Source organism: Erythrobacter sp. (genome assembly GCF_011765465.1).
Lineage (GTDB): Bacteria > Pseudomonadota > Alphaproteobacteria > Sphingomonadales > Sphingomonadaceae > Erythrobacter.
Map to the genome: position 1 here is coordinate 984,748 of NZ_CP050265.1, position 24,239 is coordinate 1,008,986.

The following is a 24,239-nucleotide window of genomic DNA, read 5'->3' on the forward strand; positions in this document are numbered from 1 at the left end:
TTGAAAATTCGCCGCGCCCGGTCCAAAGGCGCGGGCAGACGAAATCTCGGCGCCTGCAAGAGCGCGACAAAACCCCTCGAGGAGGATATTTCATGACGACCCGCCACCCCCGCAAGCCGCTTTCCGGTCTTGCCCTCGCCATCGCGCTCGCCACCGGCACTGCCGTTGTGGCGACCGCCGTGCTGCCGGCCGAGGCGCAGGCCCAGCGGGCGAAGAAGCGTGACAAGAAGAAAAAGCAGGACGAAGGCGCGCCCGAGCTTTCGGACGAATTCCGCAAGGCGTTCCTGCCGGTGCAGGAAGGCATGAACGGCGAGAATCCCGACTACGCCGCTCTCAAGCCGCAGATCGAGCAGCTGATCCAGATCGCGCAGTCGAACGACGAGAAGTTCTTCACCGGCAATGTCGCCTATAATGCCGGCGCGCGGCTCGAAGACCAGACGCTCCAGCTGACGGGCATGGAGCTGATGCTCGCCGGCGGAAAGGTGCCTGCCGACCAGCTCGGCCGCTACAACTTCATCGCCTACCAGCTGGCCAACGGCATGGACCAGTACGACAAGGCGCGGCGTTACCTGCAGGCGTCGATCGACAACAACTTCACGACCGACACGATCGGCCGCTCCGACCTCCAGATCGCGATGGCGGAAAGCTATTTCGGCCAGAACAGCGTGCAGCAGGGGCTCGATTACCTCTCCGGCGCGATCGCCGACAAGAAGGCGGCGGGCGAGGACGTGCCCGAACAATGGTATCGCCGCGGGATCACGGTCGCCTATGAAAACCAGGTCACGCCCGAGCTGTACGACATGGCGACCATGTGGATCGCCGATTACCCGAGCACATCGAACTGGCGCGACGCGATCAACCTGACGCGCAATCTCAACACCTTCGAAGGCGGCGAGATTCTCGACCTCCTGCGGCTCAGCCGCCGGGTCGAGGCGATGGGCGACGTGTCGGACTATGAATATTACGTCGAAGCCGCCGACCCGCGCCGCCTGCCCAAGGAAGTGCGCGACGTGATCGAGGAAGGCTATGCCTCGGGCACGGTGAGCCGCGACAACCTCTACCTGTCCGAAGCGCTCGAGCTTGCCTCGGGCCGGATCGAGAGCGACCGTGCGGACCTTCCCGCGCTCGAAACCGACGCCATGGCGGCGGATGCGGGCCTGCGGCTCGTCGCGGGGGCGGCCGATGCCTTCCTGAGCTACGACCAGTATGCCAAGGCCGAAACCTTCTACGAGAAGGCGCTCGCCATGCCGGGCGTCGAGAAGAACGAGGCGCAACTGCGCCTCGCGATCGCCAAGATCGAGCTGGGCAAGTACGATGAAGCGCGCGAACTGCTGGCCGGGATCGAGGGCAAGCGCGCCCCGATCGCCAAGCTCTGGGCGGCCTATGCCGATGCCGAACAGGGCAGTGCGGCGAGCCCGATGACCGGCGGCTGATCCATCTTCCGAACCCGGATGCGAGAGGGCGCCGCGAGCATTGCTCGCGGCGCCCTTTCCGTTTCGTCGACGGGCGGCTTCAGCGCAGCCGCTTGACCCAGACTTCCCCGTCCTTACGCCGCTCGAGCGCGAAATTGGGGATCGCATCGAGCATATCGTAGAGCCGGGTGAAGCCGTAATTGCGCGTATCGAAGCTCGACCGGTTGCCCGCGCGCTGGCCGACTTCGGACAGCTTGGCATAGCCGTTCTCGTCGCGTTTCGAGGCGTTGTAGGCGTCGACCAGCAGGTTGAGCAGGTCCTCGCCGATCTCGCCCGAAGCGGCCGTGTCGCCCGCCCCGTTCGCGCCGGTGGAAGCCGCGGCCTTGCCCGATCCGCGCCGCGAGCCGCCGCTTTTCTCCGCTTTGTCCGCGCGCAACAGGGCGTTGACGTCGATGAAGCGGGTGCAAGCCTCGCGGAAGGCTTCGGGGGTCTTGGCCCCGCCGAAGCCGTAGACCGGCAGGCCGTCCTGCCGGATGCGCATCGCGAGCGGCATGAAATCGCTGTCCGAACTCATGATCCCGAACCCGTGCACCCGCCCGCCATAAAGCAGGTCGAGCGCGTCGATCGTCATCTTCATGTCGGTCGCGTTCTTGCCCTTGGTGAGGTCGAACTGCTGCTGCGGCTCGATGCCGTAACGGTGCATCTTGTCGATCCAGCCCTTGAGACTGGTCTTGCGCCAATTGCCATAGGCGCGGCGGATGTTGACCTGCCCGAGCTCTGCAAGGACGGTCAGTACCGGGTCGATCGCCGCATGGCTGGCATTGTCGGCATCGATCAGGAGGGCGATGTTGTGAGCGATTGGTTGGACCATGCCGCCCCATGTGGGCGAGGGGGGAAGCGCGGGCAAGCTTATTCGATGACTTCGAAACGCCCGGTCGCCTCGTCGAGCGAATAAAGCCGCCCTTCCTGAATCGAGAAATGCGCGCCGCGCAGTTTGAGCCGGCCTTCGCGTTCGCGCTCCGCCAGCCAGGGAAAGGTTCTCAGGTTCGCAAGACTCTGGCGGATGGCGGCGAATTCCATCTGCAACTCGGCTTCGCGGCTGTCGGTCCCGTATCGCGCCGCGACGTCCTCGCGCGCTTCATCGAGGAGGGTGATCCACCCTGCCAGGAATTGTCCTTCGCCACGGTCGGCCTCGGTGTAGTCGCGTTGGAGCGCGGCCTGGCAGCCGCCGCAGCGCCCGTGCCCCATGACGACGACCTGCGCGACTTCGAGCACCTGCACGGCGAATTCGACCGCTGCCGAAACGCCGTGCTGGCCGGGCGTCGTTTCGTAAGGCGGAACGAGCGCGGCGACATTACGCAGCACGAAGATGTCGCCGGGATCCACATCGAAGATCTGCGCCGGGTCCACCCGGCTGTCGCAGCAGCCGATGATCATCAGCTTGGGATGCTGGCCCTGCTCGAGCGTCTCGGCAAAGCGCGCGCGTTGGCGCGGCCAGGTCTGCTCGCGGAAGCGGCGGTAGCCTTTCAGCAATTCGGCGAATTCGGGCATTGTCCTCGTCCTCTCTCCCGACAGGGCGCTAGGCGTGAGGGAAGGGCAGGGCAAGCCGTTGCGCCCGGTGCAGCGGGTTTTGCGCAGAATACCGCGCCCCTTCTCACAAAGGATGGGGCGAGCGCGGTTGCGGGCCGGGTGAACGGCGCTTAAGTAGCCCGCATGAACGACCTCGCGAACACGCCGCAGCCGCAGCCCGAAGAGCGTCCCGCCCGCCAGCGCAAGCCCGACTGGATCCGCGTCCGCGCGCCCGCCGGTGAAGGCTATCACGAAACGCGCCGCTTGATGCGCGAGCTCAACCTGAACACCGTGTGCGAAGAGGCCGCCTGCCCCAATATCGGGGAGTGCTGGACGAAGAAGCACGCGACCGTGATGATCCTCGGCGATGTCTGCACGCGCGCCTGCGCCTTCTGCAACGTCAAGACCGGGATGCCGCGCAAGGTCGACCCGATGGAGCCCGAGAACACCGCGATCGCCGCGGCGAAGATGGGGCTCGAACATATCGTCATCACCTCGGTCGACCGCGACGACCTGCCCGACGGCGGGGCGATGCAGTTCGTCAAGGTGATCGAGGCGCTGCGCCGCAACACGCCCGACACCACGATCGAGATCCTCACCCCTGATTTCCGCGGCAAGATGCGTCGCGCGGTAGAGATGATCTGCGAGGCGGGACCGGACGTTTACAATCACAACCTCGAGACCGTCCCCCGGCTCTATCCCACCATCCGCCCCGGCGCGCGCTATTACGCTTCGCTCCGCCTGCTTGAAGAGGTCAAGGCGCACAATCCGCTGATCTTCACCAAGTCGGGCATCATGCTCGGCCTCGGCGAAGAGCGCCTCGAGGTCCACCAGGTGATGGACGATATGCGCTCGGCGGAGGTCGACTTCATCACCATGGGCCAGTATCTCCAGCCGACACCCAAGCACGCCAAGGTCGAGGAATTCGTCACGCCCAAGGCGTTCGACGCATACGGCGCGATCGCGCGGGCCAAGGGTTTCCTGCAGGTCGCATCGAGCCCGCTGACGCGCTCGAGCTATCACGCGGGCGACGATTTCGCGAAAATGCGGGCCGCGCGCGAGGAACGCCTTGCCAAGCAGGCCGCGCGGGAAAGGGCCTGAGCGCAAATGCCCGGTATCCGCGAGACGCGCCGGCTCCCCTACAGTGCCGAACAGATGTTCGACCTCGTCGCGGACGTGAAGCGTTACGGCGAATTCCTGCCGTGGGTGATCGCGACCCGCGTGCGCTCCGACAGCGAGACGGAGATGATCGCGGACATGGTTGTGGGCTTCAAGGCGATCCGGGAAAGCTTCACCTCGAGAGTGCTCAAGCGCCGCCCTAAGGAGATCGAGGTGATCTATCTCGACGGACCGCTTTCGGACCTCGACAATGTCTGGACCTTCCGCGCAATCGACGAGCGCACCTGCGAGATCGATTTCTCGGTCGATTTCACCTTCAAGAACAAGCTGTTCGAGCGGATTGCCGGCCAGTATTTCGACCGCGCCTTCCGCAAGATGGTCGCCGCCTTCGAAGCGCGCGCGGACGAGCTTTACGGCAACAGCAATTCCAGCGCGCACAGCGTCGCCTGACGCCGAATCGAAGCTCGGGCGCCGGGGCCTTCCCCGCCGTCGAAATGCTTAAGCTCGCCCTCGGGCTCGCCGTCCATGTCGCGGGTCGCGCGGGCGAAGACGACCGTGCCGACCGGCTTGATCGTCGTGCCGCCGCCCGGACCCGCTACCCCGCTTATCGCCACGGCCACGTCCGCGTTCGAGCGTTCGAGCGCGCCCTGCGCCATTGCCCAGACGCAGGCGATCGACACCGCGCCGAAAGTCTCGATGATGTCGCGCGCGACGCCGAGCGACTCCATCTTCGCCTCGTTCGAATAGGTCACGAATCCGCAGTCGAGCACGGCGGAGGAGCCCGCAATCTCGGTCAGCGCGCCGGCCACCAGCCCCCCGGTGCAGCTTTCGGCGAGCGCGACCTTGCGGCCCGCCGCCGCGTTCTCGGCGACGACCCGCTCGGCGAGCGCCGTGATCTCGTCGGGAAGGAGATAATCGCTCATTGAATGGCTCCCATGGTCCGGCTGTGCGCTACAAGCGAGGTCGAGCGGGCTGCTGCAAGGCGGCGGGCGGGGCGGGTTTTGGCCTTCGTCATAACAGGCATTGTCTCACGGGCGCTGCGCGCGCGAAAGGGCAACAATCGCCTGCGCGGCGATTCCCTCGCCGCGTCCGGTGAAGCCGAGCCTTTCGGTCGTGGTCGCCTTGATGCTGACCGCGCTCTCGTCGAGCCCGGTCAGCCGCGCGACTTCGGCGCGCATGGCCGGGCGGTGGGGGCCGATTTTCGGGGCCTCGCAGATGATCGTGAGGTCGATATTGGCGAGCGCGTAACCCGCCTCGCGCGCCAGTCCCACCGCGTGTTCGAGAAAGCGTCCGGAGCGCGCCCCGGCCCATTGCGGGTCGCTCGGCGGGAAATGGGTACCGATGTCGCCTTCGCCGACGGCTCCGAGCACGGCATCGGTGATCGCGTGGAGCGCCACGTCGGCATCGGAATGCCCGCCAAGCCCCTTGTCGTGATCGAGCTTCACGCCGCACAGCCACAGCTCCTCGCCCGGCTCGAGCCGGTGCACGTCGAAACCCTGTCCGACCCGGAAGGGCGCGGCGCCGGTATCGTCCATCAGGTCCTCCGCGAAAGTGATCTTCTTGAGCCGCTCGTCGCCCCGCACCAGCGCGACCTCGCCGCCATGCGCCGCGAGCACCTGCGCATCGTCGCCCGCGTTGGTGTCGCCGACCCAGGCGCGGTGCGCCGCGAGGATGGCCTCGAAACGGAACGCCTGCGGGGTCTGGACCCGGCGCAGGCTGTCGCGCTCGGCCTTGTCCGCCATTGTCCCGCGCGGCCCGACGACGGCAATGGAATCAACCACGGGGAGAACGGGAATGGCACCGGGGTGGTCGGCAAGCGCGCCGCGCAGCCGCTCGATCACCGCGCCGGGCAAGTCGGGCCGTGCGGCATCGTGTATGAGGACGTGGACGGGGGCATCAGGTTCGAGCGCCTCAAGCCCCGCGCGAACCGAATCCTGCCGGCTCGCGCCGCCGGTGACGAAGCGCACGCCCTCGCAATCGACGATCGCTTCGCGCGCGTGGTCCTCGGCGCCTTCGGCGATCACCACGAGAAGCGGCGCGGCGCCCGCTTCGCGTAGGACTTCGACTGAATGGCGCAGCAGCGGCCGGCCGCGCCAAGTGCGGAACTGCTTGGGCAATTCGCCCCCGACGCGCAGCCCCTTGCCGGCCGCCACCACAACCGCGGCGAAGGGGGGAAGGGGAAGCGCGTCTCGCATGGCTGGGCGGCGCTTAGGGGCTGGACGGATTTTCCGCAATGGACTATGCGCTGCTCAAAATTTAGGCATTTTCCCGCATGACAGAGCTTCCCACACCCCCGGCGCTGAAGCCGATCCGGATCGGCCCGGTGACGATCCCCGATCCCGTCCTGCTCGCGCCGATGACCGGCGTGACAGATATGCCGTTCCGCACGCTGGTACGCCGCTACGGTTCGGGCCTCAACGTGACCGAAATGGTCGCGAGCGAGGCGGCGATCCGCGAAACGCGCCAGTCGCTCCAGAAAACCGCTTGGGACCCGGTCGAGGAACCCGTCTCGATGCAGCTGGTCGGCTGCGACCCTGACAGCATGGCCGAGGCGGCCAAACTCCAGGAAGGCAACGGTGCGGCGATCATCGACATCAATTTCGGCTGCCCGGTGAAGAAGGTCGTGGGCCAGTATGCGGGCAGCGCGCTGATGCGCGAAGTGCCGCTGGCGACCAAGCTCATGGAAGCCACGGTCAAGGCGGTCGACGTGCCGGTGACGGTCAAGATGCGGATGGGCTGGGACCATGCCAGCCTCAACGCGCCCGAACTCGCCCGCATCGCCGAGGATCTCGGCGTCAAGATGATCACCGTCCACGGCCGCACCCGCAACCAGATGTACAAGGGAAGCGCCGACTGGGCCTTCATCCGCCGGGTCAAGGAAGCGGTGTCGATCCCGGTCATCGTCAACGGTGACATCTGCGGGATCGAGGACGCGGCGAAAGCGCTCGAGCAGTCGGGCGCGGACGGCGTGATGATCGGGCGCGGGGCCTATGGCAAGCCGTGGCTGCTCGGGCAGGTCATGCACTGGTGGCGCACCGGAGAGATGCTGCCGAGCCCCAGCTTCGATGAACAATACGCCGTGCTGGTCGAGCATTACGAACGGATGCTGGATCACTACGGCCGCGAGGTCGGGGTGAAGATCGCGCGCAAGCACCTTGGCTGGTACACCAAGGGGATGCACGGCTCGGCCGATTTCCGCAACACGGCCAACCAGATCGACGATCCGGCCGAGGTGCTGGGCGAGATCGAGCGTTTCTACGAACCTTTCCTGAGGCGCCGGGCGGCCTGACCATGGCATCGCGGCAGGCGCTCGGGCAGGGGGGCGACGACATTCCGGTCGAAAGCGAAAGGCCCGACGCGCGCGCCCAGATCGCGAGCATGATCTTCGCGGTGCTGCTGGTCGATGCGGAGGGCCGCATCGCCGAGGTCAACCAGGCTGCCGAAAACCTGCTCGGGACAAGCGCGCGGCGGCTGCTGGGGCGTGCTCTCGCAGATATGCTCGGCCCGCTCGACCCGCGCGTTGCGACGCGGCTTGCGCGGGCGGACGAGGCGCTGGTGGCGCGCGACCTCGTGCTTACCGTCAACGAGGCCGAATTGCTGGTCAATCTCACCGTCTCGCCGCTCTCCGGTGCACCGGGCTGGCGGGTGGTGACCCTGTCGGAAATCGCGCACGAGGACGGCATGGGCGTCGATACGGTGAGCGAAAGCACGCCGCCCGGCCCATCGATCCTCGCGCACGAGATCAAGAACCCGCTGTCCGCGATCCGCGGCGCGGCCCAGCTCGCCGCGCGCAAGCTGGCGCATGGCGACAAGCCGCTCGCCCGGATGATCACCGACGAGGTCGACCGCATCGCCCGCCTGATCGACCGGATGCAGCAATTGGGCAGCACCCGCACCGAACCGCCCGAGCCGTGCAACCCGCACGAGGCGATCCGCAGCGCGCTCGCCACGGTGCGCGTCGCGAGCGCGGGGAAGACAACGGGGCTGGCGGCGGTCGCCTTCCGCGAGGAATTCGATCCTTCGATCCCACCAGTCCTCGCCAATCGCGACGCGCTCGAACAGGTGCTGATCAATCTCCTCTCGAACGCCCGCGATGCCGCAACCGAGGCGGCGCGCGCGCCGCAGGTCACGATCCGCACGCGCTATGTCCACGGGCTCGTGTTCAGCGCGATGCGGCTTGGTCGGGCGGTGAAGCTGCCGATCGAGATCACCGTCACCGACAATGGGAAGGGAATCGACCCGGCGCTGCGCGGGGCGGTGTTCGAACCCTTCGTCTCGACCAAGCAGCAGGGGCAGGGGCTCGGCCTCGCGCTGGTGCGCAAGCTGGTGCTCGACATGGGCGGCAGCATCACCCACGAACGCGACCCGCGGCTCGGCCTGACCCATTTCCGGGTCCACCTCGCGCAGGCGCCGGATGGCGGGAAGGGCTGAAGCAGTGGCACGCGACGATCCTCCTTCCATCCTGCTGGTCGAAGACGACCGCGCGATCGCCACCGTGATCAGCGCGGCGCTTGAGGACGAAGGCTTTGCGATCCGGCACTGCTTCTCGATCGCCGAACGCGACGCGGCGCTGGCCGAGAGCGCCTTTGCCGTGATGGTCACCGACGTCCTGCTCGAGGACGGCGACGGGATCGCCAGCCTCGATGCGGTGCGCGCCGCCGCGCCGGCGATGCCGGTGATCGTTCTGTCGGCCCAGAACACGCTCGACACGGCGGTGCGCGCGAGCGACAGCGAGGCTTTCGAATATTTCCCCAAGCCCTTCGACCTCGACCAGTTGGTGCAGGCCGTGGGCAAGGCGGCGGGTGCGACCGGCAGGCGTGCGCCCGAAGCGGGCGCGGCGCAAGGCGAGGCTCCCGGTGCGGACGGGGAGGGGCTTCCGCTGGTCGGACGCAGCCCGGCGATGCAGGGCGTCTATCGCATGATCGCGCGGGTGCTCAGGAACGATCTCACCGTTCTGGTCACGGGCGAAAGCGGGACCGGCAAGGAGCTTGTCGCGGAGGCGATCCACCAGCTCGGCAGCCGCGCGACCGGGCCTTTCGTCGCGGTCAACACGGCGGCGATCCCGTCGGACCTCATCGAAAGTGAGCTGTTCGGCCACGAAAAAGGCGCATTCACCGGCGCGATCGCGCAGGCTATCGGCAAGTTCGAACAGGCCAATGGCGGCACGCTTTTCCTCGATGAGATCGGCGATATGCCTGCCGAAGCGCAGACCCGGCTGCTGCGCGCGCTGCAATCGGGACGCATAAGGCGCGTCGGCGGGCGGCAGGAGATATCCGTCAGCGTCCGGATCATCGCTGCGACCAATCGCGACCTTGTCCCCCTGATCGAACAGGGGGCTTTCCGCGAGGATCTCTATTACCGCCTCAATGTCGTGCCGATCCAGCTCCCTCCGCTGCGCGAGCGGCGCGAGGATATCGAGGTGCTGACACAGCATTTCCTCGCCCAGGCGGTCGAGGACGGGCTGCCGCGCCGCCGCCTGACAGCCGAGGCGCTCGCCCTGCTCGAGACGCGCGCCTGGCGCGGCAATGTCCGCGAGCTGCGCAATGTCGTCTACCGCCTCGCCCTCATGGCGCAGGGCGAGGCGATCGATGCCGCCGCGATCGCCGAGATCGTCGGGCCCGAGGCCGCGCAGGCTCCTGCGCCGCTCGCCTCGGCACCGGCCAGCCTTGCCGACGCGCTGGACCACTGGCTCGCCCGCGAAAACCCGCCCGACGGCCTGCTCCACGCCCGCGCCATCGCCGCTTTCGAGAAGCCGCTGATCGAACACGCGCTGAAACGCACCCGCGGCAACCAGCTGCGCGCGGCGAAGCTGCTCGGCATCAATCGCAACACCCTGCGCAAGCGGATCGTCGAGCTCGAAATCGAACCCGAACGCTTTGCAAGGTCGGTCTGACGCAAATCGGGGCCTTTCGGCTCGGAATATGCTTGCATGAAAGCCACACCATGGTTGTAATGGTGCAACTATGGAGGCGTCCAGGCCCACTTCCCCGCCCGAAGGCACGCCGGAGGATTCCGGCGAAGACCACGCCGCAGCGAACTCGCTGCCGAGCGAGGGCGATGCCGGGCGGGCGTCGCTGCGCTTGACCCGTCGCTCGCCGCGCTGGCTGCGGCGCTTCATCGTCGCGTCGCGCCGCGCCAATGTCTTTCTCTGGCTCGAACTGCTTGCGGCCCTCGGCCTCGTGCTCGCGGTGGTCGCCACGTGGCTCGCCTTTTCGCGCGATCCGGAGACGGGTGAGCTCCTGCCGACGCTGCAGGTCTCGCTGCTCCTGATGGCGACGCTTGTCCCGGCGATGGCGCTGCTCGTCCTTGCCGGGCGCCGCCTTGCCTTGAGGCGCGCGGCGGGCAGCACGGCGCGGCTCCATGTGCGGCTCGTGTTCTTCTTTTCGATGGTCGCCGCCGTGCCGACCCTGCTGGTGGCCGGGTTCGCCGCCTTCCTGTTCCAGACGGGCGTCGATTTCTGGTTCTCCGACGATTCGCGCGGGCTGATGGAGAATGCGAACGAACTGGCGCAGAATTACTACGACGCGAACCAGCGCGACGTGCGCGACGAAACGCTCGCCATGGCGGGCGATATGCGGTTCTATTTCAGCCGCGGCGGGACGCTCGCCAACGAGGAGTTTCCTGATTTCTACGCGCTGCAGGCGCAGGGGCGGAAAATCAACGAAAGCGCGATCATCCAGCGGCTCGACGACGGGTCGCTCAGGACCGCGGCGATCATGGACCTGCTCGAGGACAACCGCCCGATCGAATTCAGCGAAACCGCTCTGCCGAGGCTCGAGAAGGGGGAACTGGTCGTCGTCGAGGGCAGTCCCGAACGCATCGCCTCGATCGCCCCGATCGACCGCGATAGCGGAATCTACCTCTACAACGCGCGCAACACCGAGGCGACGATGTTCAATTCGTGGTCCCGCGCGCAGGCGATCGCGCGCGCCTATGAGACGCTCACCAGCGACGCGCGCACGCTGCAATTGCGCTTCAACATCGCGCTTGTGCTTGTCAGCCTGCTGCTGGTGGGCATCGCGATCTGGTTCGCGCTGCGCTTCGCGGACCGGCAGGTCGAACCGCTGACCGACCTCGTCGGGGCAGCGCGCAAGGTCGGGCAGGGCAATTTCGCGCTTCGTGTCGAAGGGCGCACGGGGGCGGACGAAATCGGCCTGCTGAACCGTGCGTTCAATCGCATGACCGCCCAGCTCGAAAAGCAGACCCAGGCGCTCGTCTCCGCCAACCGCCAGATCGACGATCGCCGCGCCTTCATGGAAGCCGTGCTCGAATCGGTCACCGCCGGGGTCATCTCGGTCGACGGGGAGGGGCGGGTGCTGCTCCTCAACGGGTCGGCCGCCGCCCTGCTCGAGCGCGAGAGGGCGCAGGATCCCGCGAGCATGGTGGGCATGAGGCTCGAGGAGCTTTCGCCCGAAATCCACCGCATCGCGCGCGAAGGGCAGGAAAGCGCGATCGTCACCCATGCCAAGGGCAATGAACTGCTCACCCTAGCGGTCAAGGTCGCGCCGGGGACGAGCGGGTCGGTCATTACCTTCGAGGACATCACGCGCCAACTGCTCGACCAGCGGCAGGCGGCGTGGTCCGATGTCGCCCGCCGTATCGCGCACGAGATCAAGAACCCGCTCACCCCGATCCAGCTCGCCACCGAAAGGCTCAAGCGGCGGTATCGCAAGCAGGTCGAAGAGGGCGACGGGGAACTGTTCGACGAGCTTACCAGCACCATCGTGCGCCAGGTCGGCGACCTCAGGAAGATGGTTGACGAATTCTCCTCCTTCGCCCGCCTGCCCAAGCCCGTGTTCCGCTCCGAAGACCCGGTCGATCTCGTGCGGCAGGCGGTGTTCCTGCAGGAAGTCGCCCATCCTGCCATCGATTTCAGCGTTTCGACCGAAGGGCTCGGCAGCCGCGAGATGCTGTGCGACCGCCATCAGCTCGGCCAGGCGATGACCAATGTGCTCAAGAACGCGGTGGAAGCGGTCGAGGCGCGCGCCGCCGAGGTCGGGGAGGAGTATCCAGGCCGGATCGCGGTGGCGATGGAAGGCGATGAACACACGCTCACCATCACGGTCGAGGACAATGGCATCGGCCTTCCTTCCGACCGCGAGCGGATCACCGAACCTTATATGACCACGCGCGAGAAGGGGACCGGCCTCGGCCTCGCCATCGTCAACAAGATCGTCGACGAACACGGCGGCGACATGAGCTTTGCCGCAGGCGAGGGCGGGGGAACCCGCGTAACCCTGCGTTTCGCGCGCAATCCGCAAGTCCTGGTCGGGGAAAACGCATGATGCGCTCCACCGCCCTCAAACGAAGCCCGAAGGGAGCCCCCCATGGCGCTTGAAATCCTCGTCGTCGACGATGAACGCGACATCCGCGAACTGGTCTCCGGCGTGCTCGGCGACGAAGGCTACGAATGCCGCACCGCCGCCGACAGCACCGCCGCGCTGGCCGCGATCGACGAACGCCGCCCGAGCCTCGTCCTGCTCGATGTCTGGCTGCACGGCAGCGAGATGGACGGGCTTGAACTGCTCGATGCGATCAAGGCGCGCGAGCCGAACCTGCCGGTCATCATCTTTTCCGGTCATGGCAATATCGACACAGCGGTCTCCGCGGTCAGCCGGGGCGCGATGGATTTCATCGAAAAGCCTTTCGAGGCCGAACGGCTGCTGCTGTTGGTCGAACGCGCGACCGAGACGGAGCAATTGCGCCGCGAGAACACGCGCCTGCGCGAAGGGGTCTGGGGGACCAGCGAATTCACCGGCAATTCGGCCGCGATCAACAATGTGCGCGCGACGCTGAAACGGGTCGCCAATACCGGGAGCCGGGTGCTGATTTCAGGGCCGGCGGGCGCGGGCAAGGAAGTCGCCGCGCGGCTGCTCCATTCCTGGAGCAACCGGGCGGGCAGCGCCTTCGTCCTGGTCAATTCGGCGCGGATCACGCCCGAAAGATTCGAACAGGAACTGTTCGGCGAGGAAGTCGACGGCAAGCAGGTGCGCCCGGGCCTGCTCGAAATGGCCGATGGCGGCACGCTCTATCTCGACGAGGTCGCCGATATGCCCCTGTCGACGCAGGCGCGAATCCTGCGGGTGCTGACCGACCAGAGCTTCGTGCGCGTCGGCGGCACGCGGCAGATCGGTGTCGACGTGCGAGTGGTTTCCTCGACCACGCGCGACCTCACGATCGAAATGGAGGAAAAGCGTTTCCGCGAAGACCTGTTCTACCGCCTCAACGTCGTGCCCGTCACGATCCCCTCGCTGGCCGAGCGGCGCGACGACATTCCCGCGCTCGCCGAGCATTTCTTCACCCGCTATTCGACCGACCAGGGCATCCCGCCGCCCGAAATCAGCGAGGAGGCCATGGCCGCGCTGCAAGCCTATGACTGGCCGGGCAATGTCCGTCAGCTGCGCAACCTCGTCGAGCGCACGATCATCATGACCCCGCGCGAGCGCCTTGCCACGATCGAACCCGATATGCTGCCCTCGGAAATCACCGGCGGCCGGCTTGCCGCGTCGGGCGAGGGGCTGACCGCGATGATGGGCGTGCCGCTGCGCGAGGCGCGCGAGAGTTTCGAACGCGAATACCTGACGATCCAGATCCGGCGCTTTTCGGGCAATATCTCCAAGACCGCGAGCTTCATCGGGATGGAACGCTCCGCGCTCCACCGCAAGCTCAAGCTGCTCGGCATGGCTGAGCGCCGGGAGACAAGCCGCAAGGATTGAACCGTCGAGAAAGCTTGACACCCCTGTCACGGAAGCGAGACTTTCGGAACTTGACAGCGAGTTGGGCATTGCCCGCTTGATGCGCAATCGCCATTATGGGGTGGGGCCCTTGCCGCGAACCTCGCGGGAATTCGCCCCTGCTCGCGGACCGTAAGAACGGCCGCCAAGAACAGGAGCATAGCGATATGTCCAACGGGCGAACCCTCTCTCCCCGACCCCGTCCCCAGGGACAGGCCGCTGCCGCACAGCCGCGCCAGTCCGGCAGCCTGCAGGATGCCTTCCTCAATCTCCTGCGGCGCAACAAGACCCCGGTGACGATGTTCCTCGTCAAGGGGGTGAAGCTGCAGGGCATCATCACCTGGTTCGACAATTTCTCGATCCTGCTGCGGCGCGACGGGCAGTCCCAGCTCGTCTACAAGCACGCGGTTTCGACCATCATGCCCGGGCAAAGCATCGATGCGAGCCAGTTCGCGAGCCGCGCGGGCAATCCGAAACAGCGCCTGTTGCAGGACGTCTTCCTCAGCCGCGTGAGCGAGGCGAATGTCCAGGTCACCATGTTCCTCGTCAACGGCGTGATGCTGCAGGGCCGGATCGCGGCCTACGACCTGTTCTGTATGCTGCTCGAACGCGACGGCGCGGTGCAGCTCGCCTACAAGCACGCGGTCTCGACCATCCAGCCGGCAAGCCCCGTTGACCTCACCGAGGATGACGACGACAATGGGGAAGTGGGAGACGAACCCCAGGACGAGGGGTTCGAGGATGACGAAGAGGACGACGACTGAGCTTCGATGACGACCTGATGGACGAAGTGACCCGCGGCGCGCGGGCCCTTGTCCTGTGCCCGGACATCCGCAGCTTCACCTACGATCTCGACGCGCGCGAGCGGCTTGAAGAGGCCGAGGGCCTGGCGCTGGCGATCGGCGTGGTCATCGCGCATTCCGAAATCCTGCCGGTTCGCCAGATGCAGCCGAACACGCTGTTCGGTTCGGGACAGGTGCAGCGGATTGCGGACTGGTGCGAGCTTTACGAGGCGGAACTTGTCATCGTCGACGGCGCGCTCACCGCGATCCAGCAGCGCAATCTCGAGGAGAAGCTTAAGCGAAAGGTGATCGATCGCACCGGTCTGATCCTCGAGATCTTCGGCGAACGCGCGGCCACGGCCGAGGGCCGGCTGCAGGTCGAACTCGCCCATCTCGACTACCAGCAGTCCCGCCTCGTGCGCAGCTGGACCCACCTCGAGCGCCAACGCGGCGGTTTCGGCTTCCTCGGCGGGCCGGGCGAAACGCAGATCGAAGCCGACCGCCGCATGATCAACCAGCGCATGGCGCGGCTGCGGCGCGAACTCGAACAGGTCAGGAAGACCCGCGCGCTCCACCGCGAGCGGCGGGGAAGGGCGCCCTGGCCGGTGATCGCGCTGGTCGGCTACACCAATGCCGGCAAGTCGACGCTGTTCAACCGCCTGACCGGCGCGGACGTGATGGCCGAGGACCTGCTTTTCGCAACGCTTGACCCGACCATGCGCGCGATCGCCTTGCCGGGGGTGGAAAAGGCGATCCTGTCGGACACGGTGGGTTTCATCTCGGACCTTCCGACGCAGCTCGTCGCGGCCTTCAGGGCGACGCTCGAAGAGGTCACGGGGGCGGACCTGATTTGCCACGTGCGCGACATGGCGAACCCGGCCCATGCCGCGCAGAAGAAACAGGTGATGGAAGTCCTCGGCGACCTCGGCGTGGTCGATCCCGAGACGGGAACGGGCGAAATCCCGATCCTCGAAGTCTGGAACAAGGCCGATCTCCTCCCGCCTGAGCGCCGGGGCGAACTCGCCGACGCTGCCGAAGCGCACGGTGCGGTGCTGATGTCGGCGGCAAGCGGTGAGGGGATGGACGCGCTCGAGGAGCGGATCGGGGCGATGCTGACCGCGCGGGCGAAGGAGGTGACGTTCACCCTCCCCGTCAGCGATGGGCGGCGCATGGCCTGGCTGCACGCCCACGGCGACGTGCTGGGCGAGGAAGACGCAGGCGAGGGCGAGGACGGCCCGATGAAGCGTGTGACGGTTCGCCTCAATCCCAAGGAATTGGGTCAATATGAGACGTTAGAAGGCTGAAATCAGGTTCTTTTTTCGTCAAGCTTGACCGCCTGCCAAAGCGCTTCCTGTTCCGCCAGCGAAAGGGCTGCGAAACCTTCCCCGGCCTTCGCCTCCATTGCGCGGAACCGGCGTTCGAACTTGCTGTTGGCTGCACGCAAGGCGTCTTCCGCAGCGATGCCGTGGGCGCGGACGAAATTGACCACGGCGAACAGCAGGTCGCCGGCTTCCTCAATTTGCGCACCTTCCGAAGAGGCGGCGTTAAGTTCTTCGATTTCTTCGATGATCTTGTCCTGCGAGCCCTTGGGTTCGGGCCAGTCGAACCCTGTCCGCGCAGCGCGTTTCTGGAGCTTCTGGGCACGCATCAGCGCCGGCAGCGCGAGCGCAACGCCGTCGAGTGCGCTTGCCATGCCTTTATCGGCGCGTTCGGCTTCCTTCAGGTTTTCCCAACGCGTTTCGCCCATGGTGCCGCCTTCGCTGCCGAAGATGTGAGGGTGGCGCGCTTCCATTTTGTCGCTGATCGAACGGGCGACGTCCTCGAAAGCGAACAGGCCGGCTTCCTCGGCCATGCGGGCATGGAAGACGACCTGGAGCAGGAGGTCGCCGAGTTCGTCCTTGAGCTCCGCCATGTCGCCGCGCTCGATCGCGTCCGCGACTTCATAGGCTTCCTCGATCGTATAGGGCGCGATGCTGGCGAAATCCTGCGCGAGGTCCCAGTCGCACCCATCATCGGGATTGCGCAGCCGCGCCATGATGGCGAGCAGGCGGTCGACCTGCGAGGAAGAGGGGGCGCTGTCCATGCACTCTGCTCCCGATATACTAGATGGATAATATATATTATGTTAAATACTGTCGCTGCGGCGCGGCGCTCATCCGCCGTAGAAGAATCCAACCAGCAAGGTCAGTCCCGTGAAGATCGCGATCCACACAAGCGCCATGCGTGCCAACTGACCCCAGCCGAGCCGGTAGGACGCGAGCGCGCTGCCCGCGATGAAAAGCCAGCCGAGCAAGGCGACGATCGAGACGATCTCCCCGGTCACGCGACGACCTCGAGCCCGTCGTAGCCGACGATCACATGGTCCGGCACTTCGTCGCACAGCGTGCGGTAATCCATGCTCTTGTCGAGATGGCTGAGAACGAGCCGTTTCGCTTCGCAGCGTTCGGCCAGTTCGAATGCCATGGCGAGATGCGCGTGGGTCGGATGAGGTTCGCGCCGAAGACAGTCGCTCACCAGCACGTCCGCGCCGTGGAATACCTCGACCATCTCTTCGGAAATTTCAGAGAAATCTGTTGCATAGACGATGGACCTGCCATCGGCTTCAAAGCGATACCCGGTCGTTTCGCCGGGTCCGTGCGCCATCTGCACCCAGTCGACCGAGAAGCCCGCCACGATCCGCAGCCGCTCCAGCGTATCGAGATTGACGATGGTGGGATAACCGTCCTGCCCGGCGAAGACATAGCCGAACCGCTGGCGCAACCTCCGCACCGTCTCCGCCGAGGCATAGCCCGGGATCGGCCCGCCGCGCCCATAGCGCATGACGCGAAGGTCATCGATGCCGTGGCAGTGATCGGCGTGGTCGTGGGTCCAGAACACGCAGTCGATCCTGTCGACCCGGTTGGCGAGCAATTGCGCGCGGCAGTCGCTCGAGGTGTCGACCAGCAGGCGCGCGCCTTCCTCGCTTTCGATCAGGACCGACACGCGGGTCCGGCGATTGCGCGGTTCGTTCGGATCGCAGTCGCCCCAGTCGCCCGCGCCTCCCGGCCCGCCGACGCGCGGCACGCCGGTCGACGTGCCCGAGCCGAGCAGGACGACCTTCACAGCATCGCCCGCGTGAACAGTCGTGCGAAATTGGCGGTTGTCTGCTCCGCCAGCCGTTCCGGTTCGACGCCGCGCAGTCCCGCCACGAAGCGAGCGGTGTCGGCGACGAAGGCGGGCTCGCAGGTCTTGCCGCGGTTCGGAACGGGCGCGAGGAAGGGGCTGTCGGTTTCGACCAGCAGGCGATCCTCGGGAATCCGGGCCGCGACTTCCTGCAATTCCTTCGCGTTCTTGAACGTCACGATGCCCGAAAGCGAGATCGTGAGGCCGAGGTCCAGCACCTTGCGCCCGAAATCTTCCGAGGCGGTGAAGCAATGGATCAGCGCCGGGAACGCCCCCTTCCCCATCTCGTCCTCGAGGATCGCGAAGGTATCCCCCTCGGCATCGCGCGTGTGGATGATGACGGGCAGGCCCGTCTCGCGCGCGACGTCGATATGCATCCGGAACAGGCGCGCCTGCGTCTCGCGGTCGGAGTGCTCGTAGTAATAGTCGAGGCCGGTTTCGCCGATCCCGATCACGCGCGGGTTCTCCGTCGCCGCAAGCAGCGCGCCCCGTCCGAGGTCGGCGTGGGCATCGGCTTCGTGGGGATGGATGCCGACGCTGGCGAAGACGTCGATCTCGCGGATCGCGGTGCCGACGACCTGGTCCCATTCGGACTGCCGCGTCGAGATGTTGAGGAAGGCCCCGACCCCGGCCTCGCGCGCGCGGGAGAGAACGCCCTGCTGGTCCTCGACGAGGCCCTTGTATTCGAGGTGGCAATGGCTGTCGACGAGCATCACACCGCCCCTTCCGCCGCCGCCTCCGGCAGTTCGAGCCGCGGGAAGATCGGCGTCGGCTTGCCCACGGTGAAGCCCGCCATGACGAGGCGGCGATACCAGTCGGAATCCTTCAGGTTGGCATATCGGCGCTCATCCGCAGGCACGCCGAGCTGGTCGAGCAGGTTCGCCGCCTTGCCGGGAACGACGGGCTGGATCGCGATGGCAAGGTCGCGCAGCGCCATGAAGAGCGTCTGGAGCACGACTTTCATCCGCTCCGGATCGGTCTTGCGCAGCGCCCAGGGCGCCTGTTCGTCGACATACTGGTTGCACGCATAAACCGCGCGCAGCCACGCCTCGATCCCGGTGGAGAAGGACAGCGTATCGAACGCATCGGGCAATTCGCGGTTGCACGCATCGCCCACCAGCGAGAGCAGCTGGCGGTCGGCCTCGGCCGGGTCGAATTCCTCGAGGCGCCCGTCCATGTTCTTCGCGATCATCGAAAGCGTGCGCTGGGCGAGGTTGCCGAAGCTGTTCGCGAGTTCCGCATTCGCGCGGGTCACGATCGCCTCGGGCGAATAGGATCCGTCCTGTCCGAAGGCGACCTCGCGCATAAGGAAATAGCGCAAGGGGTCGACTCCGAACGCCTCGGCGAGGTCGAGCGGGTTGGTGACGTTGCCGAGCGATTTCGATTCCTTCTGCCCGCGATTGAGCAGGAAACCGTGACCGAACACCTTTTTCGGCACGGGCAGGTTCGCGCTCATCAGGAAGGCGGGCCAGTAGATCGTGTGGAAGCGCACGATGTCCTTGCCGATGAGGTGCAGGTCGGCGGGCCAGAACTTGCGCATTTCCTCGGTATCGTCGGGAAAGCCGAGGCCCGTGATGTAATTGGTGAGCGCATCGACCCACACATACATGACGTGATTGTCCGAGCCGGGCACCTTCACCCCCCAGTCGAAGCTCGTGCGGCTGACCGACAGGTCGCGCAGCCCCTGTTCGACGAATGAGATCATCTCGTTGCGGCGGCTCGCCGGTTCGAGAAAACCGGGCGTCCCGAGCAGGTCGAGAAGCGGCTTTTCGTATTTCGAGAGGCGGAAGAACCAGCTTTCCTCGACCGTCCATTCGACCGGCGTGCCCTGCGGGGAAAGCTTCTCGCCCCCTTCCCCTTCGACGAGTTCGCTTTCGTCGTAATAGGCTTCGTCGCGGACCGAATACCAACCCTCGTAGCGATCGAGATAGAGGTCGCCCGCCGCTTCCATGCGCTGCCAGATCGCCTGGCTGGCGCGGTGGTGATCGTCTTCGACGGTGCGGATGAAGCGGTCGTAACTGACGTCAAGAACGTCGCACATCTCACGGAAATAGCCGGACATTTCATCGGCGAGATCGCGCGCGGTGCGGCCCTGTTCGGCGGCCTTGCGGGCCATTTTCAACCCGTGTTCGTCGGTCCCGGTTTGGAACCGCACTTCGCGCCCGCGCAGCCGCTGGAATCGCGCGATGACATCGGCTGCGATCGCCTCGTAGGCATGGCCGATATGGGGCCGCCCGTTGGGGTAGCTGATCGCGGTGGTGATGTAGAAGGGGGTGGTATCGGTCTCAGCCATCGGCAGGCTCGCTAGCCGCGCGCGCGCCCACAAGCAAGGTTCCGATCTCGAGCGCGAGCAGCCCCGTGTCGTAATTGTGCACCGGCGCCTCGCCCGCAAGGCGCACCAGCTTCGCGTGCGCCTCGACCAGCGCGCCGCGTTCGGGGTTGGAGGCAGTCTCGCGCGCCCGCGCCGCGACCAATGCCTGCGCGAGATCGAAGGTCGCCTGAATGCGTTCGCGGTCGGGCCGCGGACCGATAAGACGGACAAGCTCGCCGCGCCCGGCCATGGCATTGTCGCCCTGCGCGAGAAGTGTCTCCATCGCTCGCGCCAGCGACCCGAGATCCTGCTGCGCGAAACGCATCGCCGCACCGAACGAACCTTCCGCCGCCTTGAGCGCCCCGGCGCGCGCTTCGGGATCGCTGCTGGCTCCGGCGGCGTCGAGCATGGCGGAAAGCTGGGCATCGCTGAGCGGCGGGAAACGAAGAACCCGGCAGCGCGAGCGGATCGTCGGCAGCAACCGCGCCGGGCTGTGCGTGACCAGCAGGAAGAAGGTGCCCGGCGGCGGTTCCTCCAGGCTCTTGAGCAAGGCATTGGCCGACGCGCGTTCGAGATCGTCGGCGGGATCGATGATCACGACGCGGCGGCTGCCGAGCGTGGGCCGCGTGGTAAGCCGGCGCTGCATCGCTCGGATCTGCTTGACGCGAATGCTCCGCGCGAGTTCGTGCGGCTTGCCGTCGGCGGCGGCCTTCTCCGCCTTATCGTCCTTCGGTCCGTAGGTGAGCGTCAGGATATCGGGGTGGTTCGCCGGATCGGACGGCTGCGGCACGCCGGCTTCGGCGACGAGTTCGGCGGCGGCGGCAAGGGCGAAGTCGTGCTTGCCGAGCCCTTTCTTGCCCGCAAGTATCCAGCCGTGGTGCATCCGCGAGCCGCTGCTTGCCGAGCGCCATTCGCGCCATGCCCCCTCGTGGTTGGGCCAATCCATCAGCTCGCCTCCGCTGGAAGGAGGGGGGCAAGCGCCTCGAGCACGCGGGCATGGACCGCCTGCGGCTCGCCCGTCCCGTCGATAACGGCAAAACCCTGTGGGTCTGCGCCGGCCAGATTGCGGAAGCTCGCGGCGACCGCGCGGTGATAGGTCTCGCCACGCCCGCCGATCGCGTCGCTTGTCTCGCCGTCGCGCTCGGCAAGGCGCCGGGCGACCTGCGCTTCGTCGACGTCGAGCAGCACCGCGAGGTCGGGCCGCAATCCGCCGCTGCCGAAAGCGTGGAGCGCACGGATCGCCTCGTCGCCCAGCCCGCCCGCGCCGCCCTGGTAGGCGCGGCTCGAATCGACGAAACGGTCGCACACCACCCATCGCCCAGCCTCGAGAGCCGGACGAATGCGCCGCGCGACATGATCGGCCCGCGCGGCGGCGAAAAGCAGTGCTTCGGCCTCGCGCGTCCAGCCTTCGCCCGGCGGGGCAAGGAGCAGGTCGCGGATCGCCTCCGCGCCGGGCGTTCCGCCGGGCTCGCGGGTGATCTCCGCCGCGATCCCGCGCGCCTCGAGCGCTTCGGCAAGCAGGCGGGCCTGGGTCGACTTGCCGGTCCCCTCCCCGCCTTCGAAGGCGATGAACCGCCCGCGCGCGCTGACCGTCTCCGGCCCCATCAGCCGAGCCACCCGGCGATGGCGTTGACGATCCGGTCGAGCGGGCCGGCCTCGCCGACGCTTTCGCCCGCGACGAGCGGGATGCTGGCATCTTCCATGCCCGGAACCTCGATCCTGAGAGTCGCCACCCGGTCGCCGGTCGCGAGCGGCGCGCGCAGCGGCCCGTCGTAATGCACGCTCAGCTTCACGTCGCTTTCCCGGCCGCGCGGCAGGCTGATTTCCACGGGACGCTCGGCGACGAGCGCGATGCGGCGGTCGGAGCCGCCCTGAACCCGCGCCTCGGCCACCCGCTCGCCCGCCGCGAAGAGCCGCCTGCGCACGAAGGAGGAAAAGCCCCACTCGACATAGCGCCTCGCCCAGCGGTCGCGGGTGCGGCTGCGATCCGCCCCGGCCACCACCAGCACGAGCCTCTGGCTTCCGCGCTTCACCGTGCCGAGAAAACCGAAACCCGCTTCGTTCGTGAAGCCGGTCTTGATGCCGTCCGCGCCTTCGACCCGGCCGATCAGCGGGTCGTGATTGTCCTGCGTGATGTCGTCGTAGGTGAAGGTCCGATTGCCGATGTAGCGGGCGAACTTGTCGGGATGGCGGCGGATCATGGCCTCGGCGAGAAGCGCAAGGTCGCGCGCGCTGGTGAAAGTGCGCCCTTCGTCCATCCAGCCGTTGGGATTGGCGAAATGGCTGTCGGTCATCCCGAGTTCGAGCGCCTTCGCGTTCATCAGGGCCGTCCATTCCTCGATCGACCCGGCGGCCCCTTCGGCAAGCACGATCGCGGCATCATTGGCCGAGACCGTCATGAGCCCCATCAGCAGGTCCTCGACCCGCACCCGTGCATTCTCGGCCAGCCACATGGTCGAACCCTTGGCGTGCCATTCGCGCCAGGTGTCGGGCCGGATCGTCATCACCTGCCACGGGTCGAGCCGCCCTTCCTCGATCAGTTCGAAAGCGACATAGGCGCTCATCGTCTTGGTGATCGAAGCGGGCATGAAGCGTCGCCGCGCATTGCGCTCGTGGAGCACCTGCCCGGAGGAAATATCGACCAGAAGGGCAATCGGCACGTCCTCGGCGGGCGGGATAGCCGGGAGCGCGGACTTGGCGTCCTGGGCCGAACCGGCAGGCGCGAGGGCGAGCGCCAGCACCGCCAGCACGAAAGCCATCATCCTTTGCCCGGTCATGTTCCTCACCCGCGCGCCTATAGCTCCGCCCGCGCCCCTTGGCGAGGCAGCGGGCCGCTCAGTTCACGATTTCGTCCGCCAGCAGGCCGACGCTCATCGCGTAGTAGTTCGAGCAGTTATATTCGAGAATCACGCGGTAATTCCCGGTCAGAAGCCACGCGGGCGTGCCCGGCCCGTCGGGCTGGAACAGCGAGACGAGCGTGTCGTCGGGCAAGGGCCGCTGCGCGACGACGCCGAGCTCGCGCCATTCGGCGACGGTCAGCCAGCGGCTGTGGCGTTCATGGACGCGCGGGCAGACGGGCGCTTCGAGCTCGGAGCGATAGGCGTCCACGTCGAACCCCGCGGGCACGCTCGCCCGAACGCCCCAGGGCTGGCCCGTGCGCCACCCGGCATCGCGGAAGTAATTGGCGATCGAGGCGAAGGTGTCGGCGCGGTTGCCGAAGATGTTGGCGCGCCCGTCCCCGTCCCCGTCGACCGCAAGACGCTGGTAGACCGAGGGCAGGAATTGCGGAAAGCCCATCGCGCCCGCCCAGCTGCCGGTCATCTCCTCGCGCGTGAAGCCGCGGTCGGCGACCTTGAGCAGGGCGATGAACTCATCCGCGAACAGCTCGCGCCGCCGCCCTTCCCAGGCCAGCGTCGCAAGGCTGCGCGAAAGGTCGAAACCGCCCGTGATCCGGCCATAGCTCGTCTCGTGCCCGAAGATCGCGACGATGATTTCAGGCGGGACACCGAAATCCTGCTCGATCCGGCGCAGCGTTGCCTGATTCTGGCGATAGACCGCACGGCCCCCGTCGATGCGGACCGGGTTGACGTGCTTCGCGATATAGGGCGCGAGCGCGGGATAGCCGCGCCGGGTCGGCGAGCCGGGCTGGCCGCGGTCGAGCCGGATGACGCGCGGATCGGGCGACAGCCCTGAGGTCATGCGGCGCACGGTCGGCTCGCTCACCCCCTCGGCCCGCGCGCGCGCGGCGAGCTGGGCGACGTAGGCGTCGAAATCGATCCCGTCCGCCGCTTCCTCCTGCGCCGCTCCGGGCGTTGCGGGGGCGACAAGGGCGACGGCGGGCAAAAGGGCGAGGCCAAGGGCAGCCGGAGCGAGAAAGCGCGTGATCATGAACGGATGTCTCTCACATCCCGGCTTAATTCCCAACAACCAAAGCGCAGGTGACTCGGCCCAAATGCCCCGCTATTGAGCCGACCTGCGCGGACAGGTGGCAGAGCGGTTGAATGCACCGGTCTTGAAAACCGGCAAGGGTGCAAGCCCTTCGTGGGTTCGAATCCCACCCTGTCCGCCAGCAGCGCCCGCCCCGGTGGGCGGTGCTGGGGGATCGCGGTGCGGTGGACGGGCCCATGGGTTCGGACTCGAAGCGGGCGCA

At 66.8% G+C, this 24,239-nt stretch carries 23 protein-coding genes and 1 tRNA gene; 11 read left to right on the forward strand and 13 right to left on the reverse strand.

From position 1 onward, the window contains the following. The first annotated feature begins 92 nt into the window (after nt 1-92). Nucleotides 93-1,433, forward strand: a complete 1,341-nt coding sequence (locus G9473_RS04720; protein WP_291136503.1) for a tetratricopeptide repeat protein — start codon at nt 93-95, stop codon at nt 1,431-1,433. A 79-nt stretch (nt 1,434-1,512) separates the two neighbouring features. On the opposite strand, the gene G9473_RS04725 is transcribed toward G9473_RS04720, so the two are convergent. Together G9473_RS04725 and G9473_RS04730 are read right to left on the reverse strand one after the other, a co-directional pair. Further along, entirely contained in the window at nt 1,513-2,283 is a 771-nt protein-coding gene (locus G9473_RS04725) for an NYN domain-containing protein (protein WP_291136505.1), read from the reverse strand. Between the two features lie 38 nt (nt 2,284-2,321). Then, a complete protein-coding gene (locus G9473_RS04730; RefSeq protein WP_291136508.1) occupies nt 2,322-2,963 on the reverse strand; it encodes a carbonic anhydrase in 642 nt (213 codons plus the stop codon). A gap of 162 nt (nt 2,964-3,125) precedes the next feature. Here G9473_RS04730 and lipA point away from each other — a divergent pair, with 162 nt between their 5' ends. Together lipA and G9473_RS04740 are read left to right on the forward strand one after the other, a co-directional pair. After that, complete coding sequence (lipA, locus tag G9473_RS04735) at nt 3,126-4,082, forward strand: lipoyl synthase (protein ID WP_291136511.1); 957 nt, start codon at nt 3,126-3,128, stop codon at nt 4,080-4,082. Between the two features lie 6 nt (nt 4,083-4,088). After that, the gene (locus tag G9473_RS04740; protein ID WP_291136514.1) at nt 4,089-4,550 is read left to right on the forward strand and encodes a type II toxin-antitoxin system RatA family toxin; all 462 of its coding nucleotides are present in this window, start codon (nt 4,089-4,091) and stop codon (nt 4,548-4,550) included. Here G9473_RS04740 and G9473_RS04745 read toward each other — a convergent pair. Then, a complete protein-coding gene (locus tag G9473_RS04745) occupies nt 4,511-5,023 on the reverse strand; it encodes a CinA family protein (RefSeq protein ID WP_291136517.1) in 513 nt (170 codons plus the stop codon). The genes G9473_RS04740 and G9473_RS04745 overlap by 40 nt on opposite strands. 105 nt (nt 5,024-5,128) lie before the next feature. Next, nucleotides 5,129-6,295, reverse strand: a complete 1,167-nt coding sequence (locus G9473_RS04750; protein ID WP_291136520.1) for a bifunctional 2-C-methyl-D-erythritol 4-phosphate cytidylyltransferase/2-C-methyl-D-erythritol 2,4-cyclodiphosphate synthase — start codon at nt 6,293-6,295, stop codon at nt 5,129-5,131. 77 nt (nt 6,296-6,372) lie between these two features. Here G9473_RS04750 and dusB point away from each other — a divergent pair, with 77 nt between their 5' ends. The 7 genes from dusB (at nt 6,373) to hflX (ending at nt 15,920) form a co-directional block, all read left to right on the forward strand. Further along, nucleotides 6,373-7,389, forward strand: coding sequence for a tRNA dihydrouridine synthase DusB (gene dusB, locus G9473_RS04755; protein ID WP_291136523.1), 1,017 nt, complete (start codon nt 6,373-6,375; stop codon nt 7,387-7,389). 2 nt (nt 7,390-7,391) lie between these two features. After that, a complete protein-coding gene (locus tag G9473_RS04760) occupies nt 7,392-8,531 on the forward strand; it encodes an ATP-binding protein (RefSeq protein ID WP_291136526.1) in 1,140 nt (379 codons plus the stop codon). A gap of 4 nt (nt 8,532-8,535) precedes the next feature. Further along, a complete protein-coding gene (locus tag G9473_RS04765) occupies nt 8,536-9,993 on the forward strand; it encodes a sigma-54 dependent transcriptional regulator (RefSeq protein WP_291136529.1) in 1,458 nt (485 codons plus the stop codon). A gap of 70 nt (nt 9,994-10,063) precedes the next feature. Then, nucleotides 10,064-12,385 carry an ATP-binding protein gene (locus G9473_RS04770; RefSeq protein WP_291136531.1) on the forward strand — a complete coding sequence of 774 codons (2,322 nt, stop codon included), beginning with the start codon at nt 10,064-10,066 and terminating at the stop codon, nt 12,383-12,385. 42 nt (nt 12,386-12,427) lie between these two features. Then, nucleotides 12,428-13,816: a sigma-54 dependent transcriptional regulator gene (locus G9473_RS04775; protein ID WP_291136533.1), complete on the forward strand. Its 1,389-nt coding sequence runs from the start codon at nt 12,428-12,430 to the stop codon at nt 13,814-13,816. 185 nt (nt 13,817-14,001) lie between these two features. Next, nucleotides 14,002-14,598, forward strand: coding sequence for an RNA chaperone Hfq (gene hfq / locus G9473_RS04780; protein ID WP_291136536.1), 597 nt, complete (start codon nt 14,002-14,004; stop codon nt 14,596-14,598). Nucleotides 14,599-14,615: 17 nt separating this feature from the next. Then, nucleotides 14,616-15,920: a GTPase HflX gene (hflX, locus tag G9473_RS04785; protein ID WP_291136539.1), complete on the forward strand. Its 1,305-nt coding sequence runs from the start codon at nt 14,616-14,618 to the stop codon at nt 15,918-15,920. Nucleotides 15,921-15,922: 2 nt separating this feature from the next. Here the strand turns inward: hflX and mazG are convergent, their stop codons facing one another. From mazG to G9473_RS04830, 9 genes are all read right to left on the reverse strand, one after another. After that, entirely contained in the window at nt 15,923-16,699 is a 777-nt protein-coding gene (gene mazG, locus G9473_RS04790) for a nucleoside triphosphate pyrophosphohydrolase (protein WP_291136542.1), read from the reverse strand. Nucleotides 16,700-16,768: 69 nt separating this feature from the next. Further along, nucleotides 16,769-16,939: a hypothetical protein gene (locus G9473_RS04795; RefSeq protein ID WP_291136545.1), complete on the reverse strand. Its 171-nt coding sequence runs from the start codon at nt 16,937-16,939 to the stop codon at nt 16,769-16,771. Next, entirely contained in the window at nt 16,936-17,718 is a 783-nt protein-coding gene (locus tag G9473_RS04800) for an MBL fold metallo-hydrolase (protein ID WP_291136549.1), read from the reverse strand. The genes G9473_RS04795 and G9473_RS04800 overlap by 4 nt, the downstream gene beginning before the upstream one ends. Then, entirely contained in the window at nt 17,715-18,491 is a 777-nt protein-coding gene (locus tag G9473_RS04805) for a TatD family hydrolase (RefSeq protein WP_291136552.1), read from the reverse strand. The genes G9473_RS04800 and G9473_RS04805 overlap by 4 nt, the downstream gene beginning before the upstream one ends. After that, nucleotides 18,491-20,071 carry a methionine--tRNA ligase gene (metG, locus tag G9473_RS04810; RefSeq protein WP_291136556.1) on the reverse strand — a complete coding sequence of 527 codons (1,581 nt, stop codon included), beginning with the start codon at nt 20,069-20,071 and terminating at the stop codon, nt 18,491-18,493. The genes G9473_RS04805 and metG overlap by 1 nt, the downstream gene beginning before the upstream one ends. Then, entirely contained in the window at nt 20,064-21,035 is a 972-nt protein-coding gene (locus G9473_RS04815) for a DNA polymerase III subunit delta' (RefSeq protein WP_291136558.1), read from the reverse strand. Before G9473_RS04815 ends, metG begins: the two co-directional genes overlap by 8 nt. Beyond that, nucleotides 21,035-21,694 (reverse strand): dTMP kinase, encoded by a 660-nt coding sequence (tmk, locus tag G9473_RS04820; RefSeq protein ID WP_291136561.1) that lies wholly within the window; start codon nt 21,692-21,694, stop codon nt 21,035-21,037. Before tmk ends, G9473_RS04815 begins: the two co-directional genes overlap by 1 nt. Beyond that, nucleotides 21,694-22,866 carry a D-alanyl-D-alanine carboxypeptidase family protein gene (locus tag G9473_RS04825; protein ID WP_291136566.1) on the reverse strand — a complete coding sequence of 391 codons (1,173 nt, stop codon included), beginning with the start codon at nt 22,864-22,866 and terminating at the stop codon, nt 21,694-21,696. The genes tmk and G9473_RS04825 overlap by 1 nt, the downstream gene beginning before the upstream one ends. Nucleotides 22,867-22,924: 58 nt before the next feature. Continuing rightward, nucleotides 22,925-23,977 carry a lytic transglycosylase domain-containing protein gene (locus tag G9473_RS04830; RefSeq protein WP_291136569.1) on the reverse strand — a complete coding sequence of 351 codons (1,053 nt, stop codon included), beginning with the start codon at nt 23,975-23,977 and terminating at the stop codon, nt 22,925-22,927. A 91-nt stretch (nt 23,978-24,068) separates the two neighbouring features. On the opposite strand from G9473_RS04830, the gene G9473_RS04835 reads away from it, so the two are divergent. Next, nucleotides 24,069-24,158: transfer RNA gene (locus G9473_RS04835), tRNA-Ser, on the forward strand. Nucleotides 24,159-24,239: the final 81 nt, after the last annotated feature.

Excerpts from the sequence above, each read along its gene's own strand:
- G9473_RS04720 (WP_291136503.1), top strand. The coding sequence starts at position 93 with ATGACGACCCGCCACCCCCGCAAGCCGCTTTCCGGTCTTGCCCTCGCC.
- G9473_RS04725 (WP_291136505.1), bottom strand. The coding sequence starts at position 2,283 with ATGGTCCAACCAATCGCTCACAACATCGCCCTCCTGATCGATGCCGAC.
- G9473_RS04730 (WP_291136508.1), bottom strand. The coding sequence starts at position 2,963 with ATGCCCGAATTCGCCGAATTGCTGAAAGGCTACCGCCGCTTCCGCGAG.
- lipA (WP_291136511.1), top strand. The coding sequence starts at position 3,126 with ATGAACGACCTCGCGAACACGCCGCAGCCGCAGCCCGAAGAGCGTCCC.
- G9473_RS04740 (WP_291136514.1), top strand. The coding sequence starts at position 4,089 with ATGCCCGGTATCCGCGAGACGCGCCGGCTCCCCTACAGTGCCGAACAG.
- G9473_RS04745 (WP_291136517.1), bottom strand. The coding sequence starts at position 5,023 with ATGAGCGATTATCTCCTTCCCGACGAGATCACGGCGCTCGCCGAGCGG.
- G9473_RS04750 (WP_291136520.1), bottom strand. The coding sequence starts at position 6,295 with ATGCGAGACGCGCTTCCCCTTCCCCCCTTCGCCGCGGTTGTGGTGGCG.
- dusB (WP_291136523.1), top strand. The coding sequence starts at position 6,373 with ATGACAGAGCTTCCCACACCCCCGGCGCTGAAGCCGATCCGGATCGGC.
- G9473_RS04760 (WP_291136526.1), top strand. The coding sequence starts at position 7,392 with ATGGCATCGCGGCAGGCGCTCGGGCAGGGGGGCGACGACATTCCGGTC.
- G9473_RS04770 (WP_291136531.1), top strand. The coding sequence starts at position 10,064 with ATGGAGGCGTCCAGGCCCACTTCCCCGCCCGAAGGCACGCCGGAGGAT.
- G9473_RS04775 (WP_291136533.1), top strand. The coding sequence starts at position 12,428 with ATGGCGCTTGAAATCCTCGTCGTCGACGATGAACGCGACATCCGCGAA.
- hfq (WP_291136536.1), top strand. The coding sequence starts at position 14,002 with ATGTCCAACGGGCGAACCCTCTCTCCCCGACCCCGTCCCCAGGGACAG.
- hflX (WP_291136539.1), top strand. The coding sequence starts at position 14,616 with ATGGACGAAGTGACCCGCGGCGCGCGGGCCCTTGTCCTGTGCCCGGAC.
- mazG (WP_291136542.1), bottom strand. The coding sequence starts at position 16,699 with ATGGACAGCGCCCCCTCTTCCTCGCAGGTCGACCGCCTGCTCGCCATC.
- G9473_RS04805 (WP_291136552.1), bottom strand. The coding sequence starts at position 18,491 with ATGCTCGTCGACAGCCATTGCCACCTCGAATACAAGGGCCTCGTCGAG.
- metG (WP_291136556.1), bottom strand. The coding sequence starts at position 20,071 with ATGGCTGAGACCGATACCACCCCCTTCTACATCACCACCGCGATCAGC.
- G9473_RS04815 (WP_291136558.1), bottom strand. The coding sequence starts at position 21,035 with ATGGATTGGCCCAACCACGAGGGGGCATGGCGCGAATGGCGCTCGGCA.
- tmk (WP_291136561.1), bottom strand. The coding sequence starts at position 21,694 with ATGGGGCCGGAGACGGTCAGCGCGCGCGGGCGGTTCATCGCCTTCGAA.
- G9473_RS04825 (WP_291136566.1), bottom strand. The coding sequence starts at position 22,866 with ATGACCGGGCAAAGGATGATGGCTTTCGTGCTGGCGGTGCTGGCGCTC.
- G9473_RS04830 (WP_291136569.1), bottom strand. The coding sequence starts at position 23,977 with ATGATCACGCGCTTTCTCGCTCCGGCTGCCCTTGGCCTCGCCCTTTTG.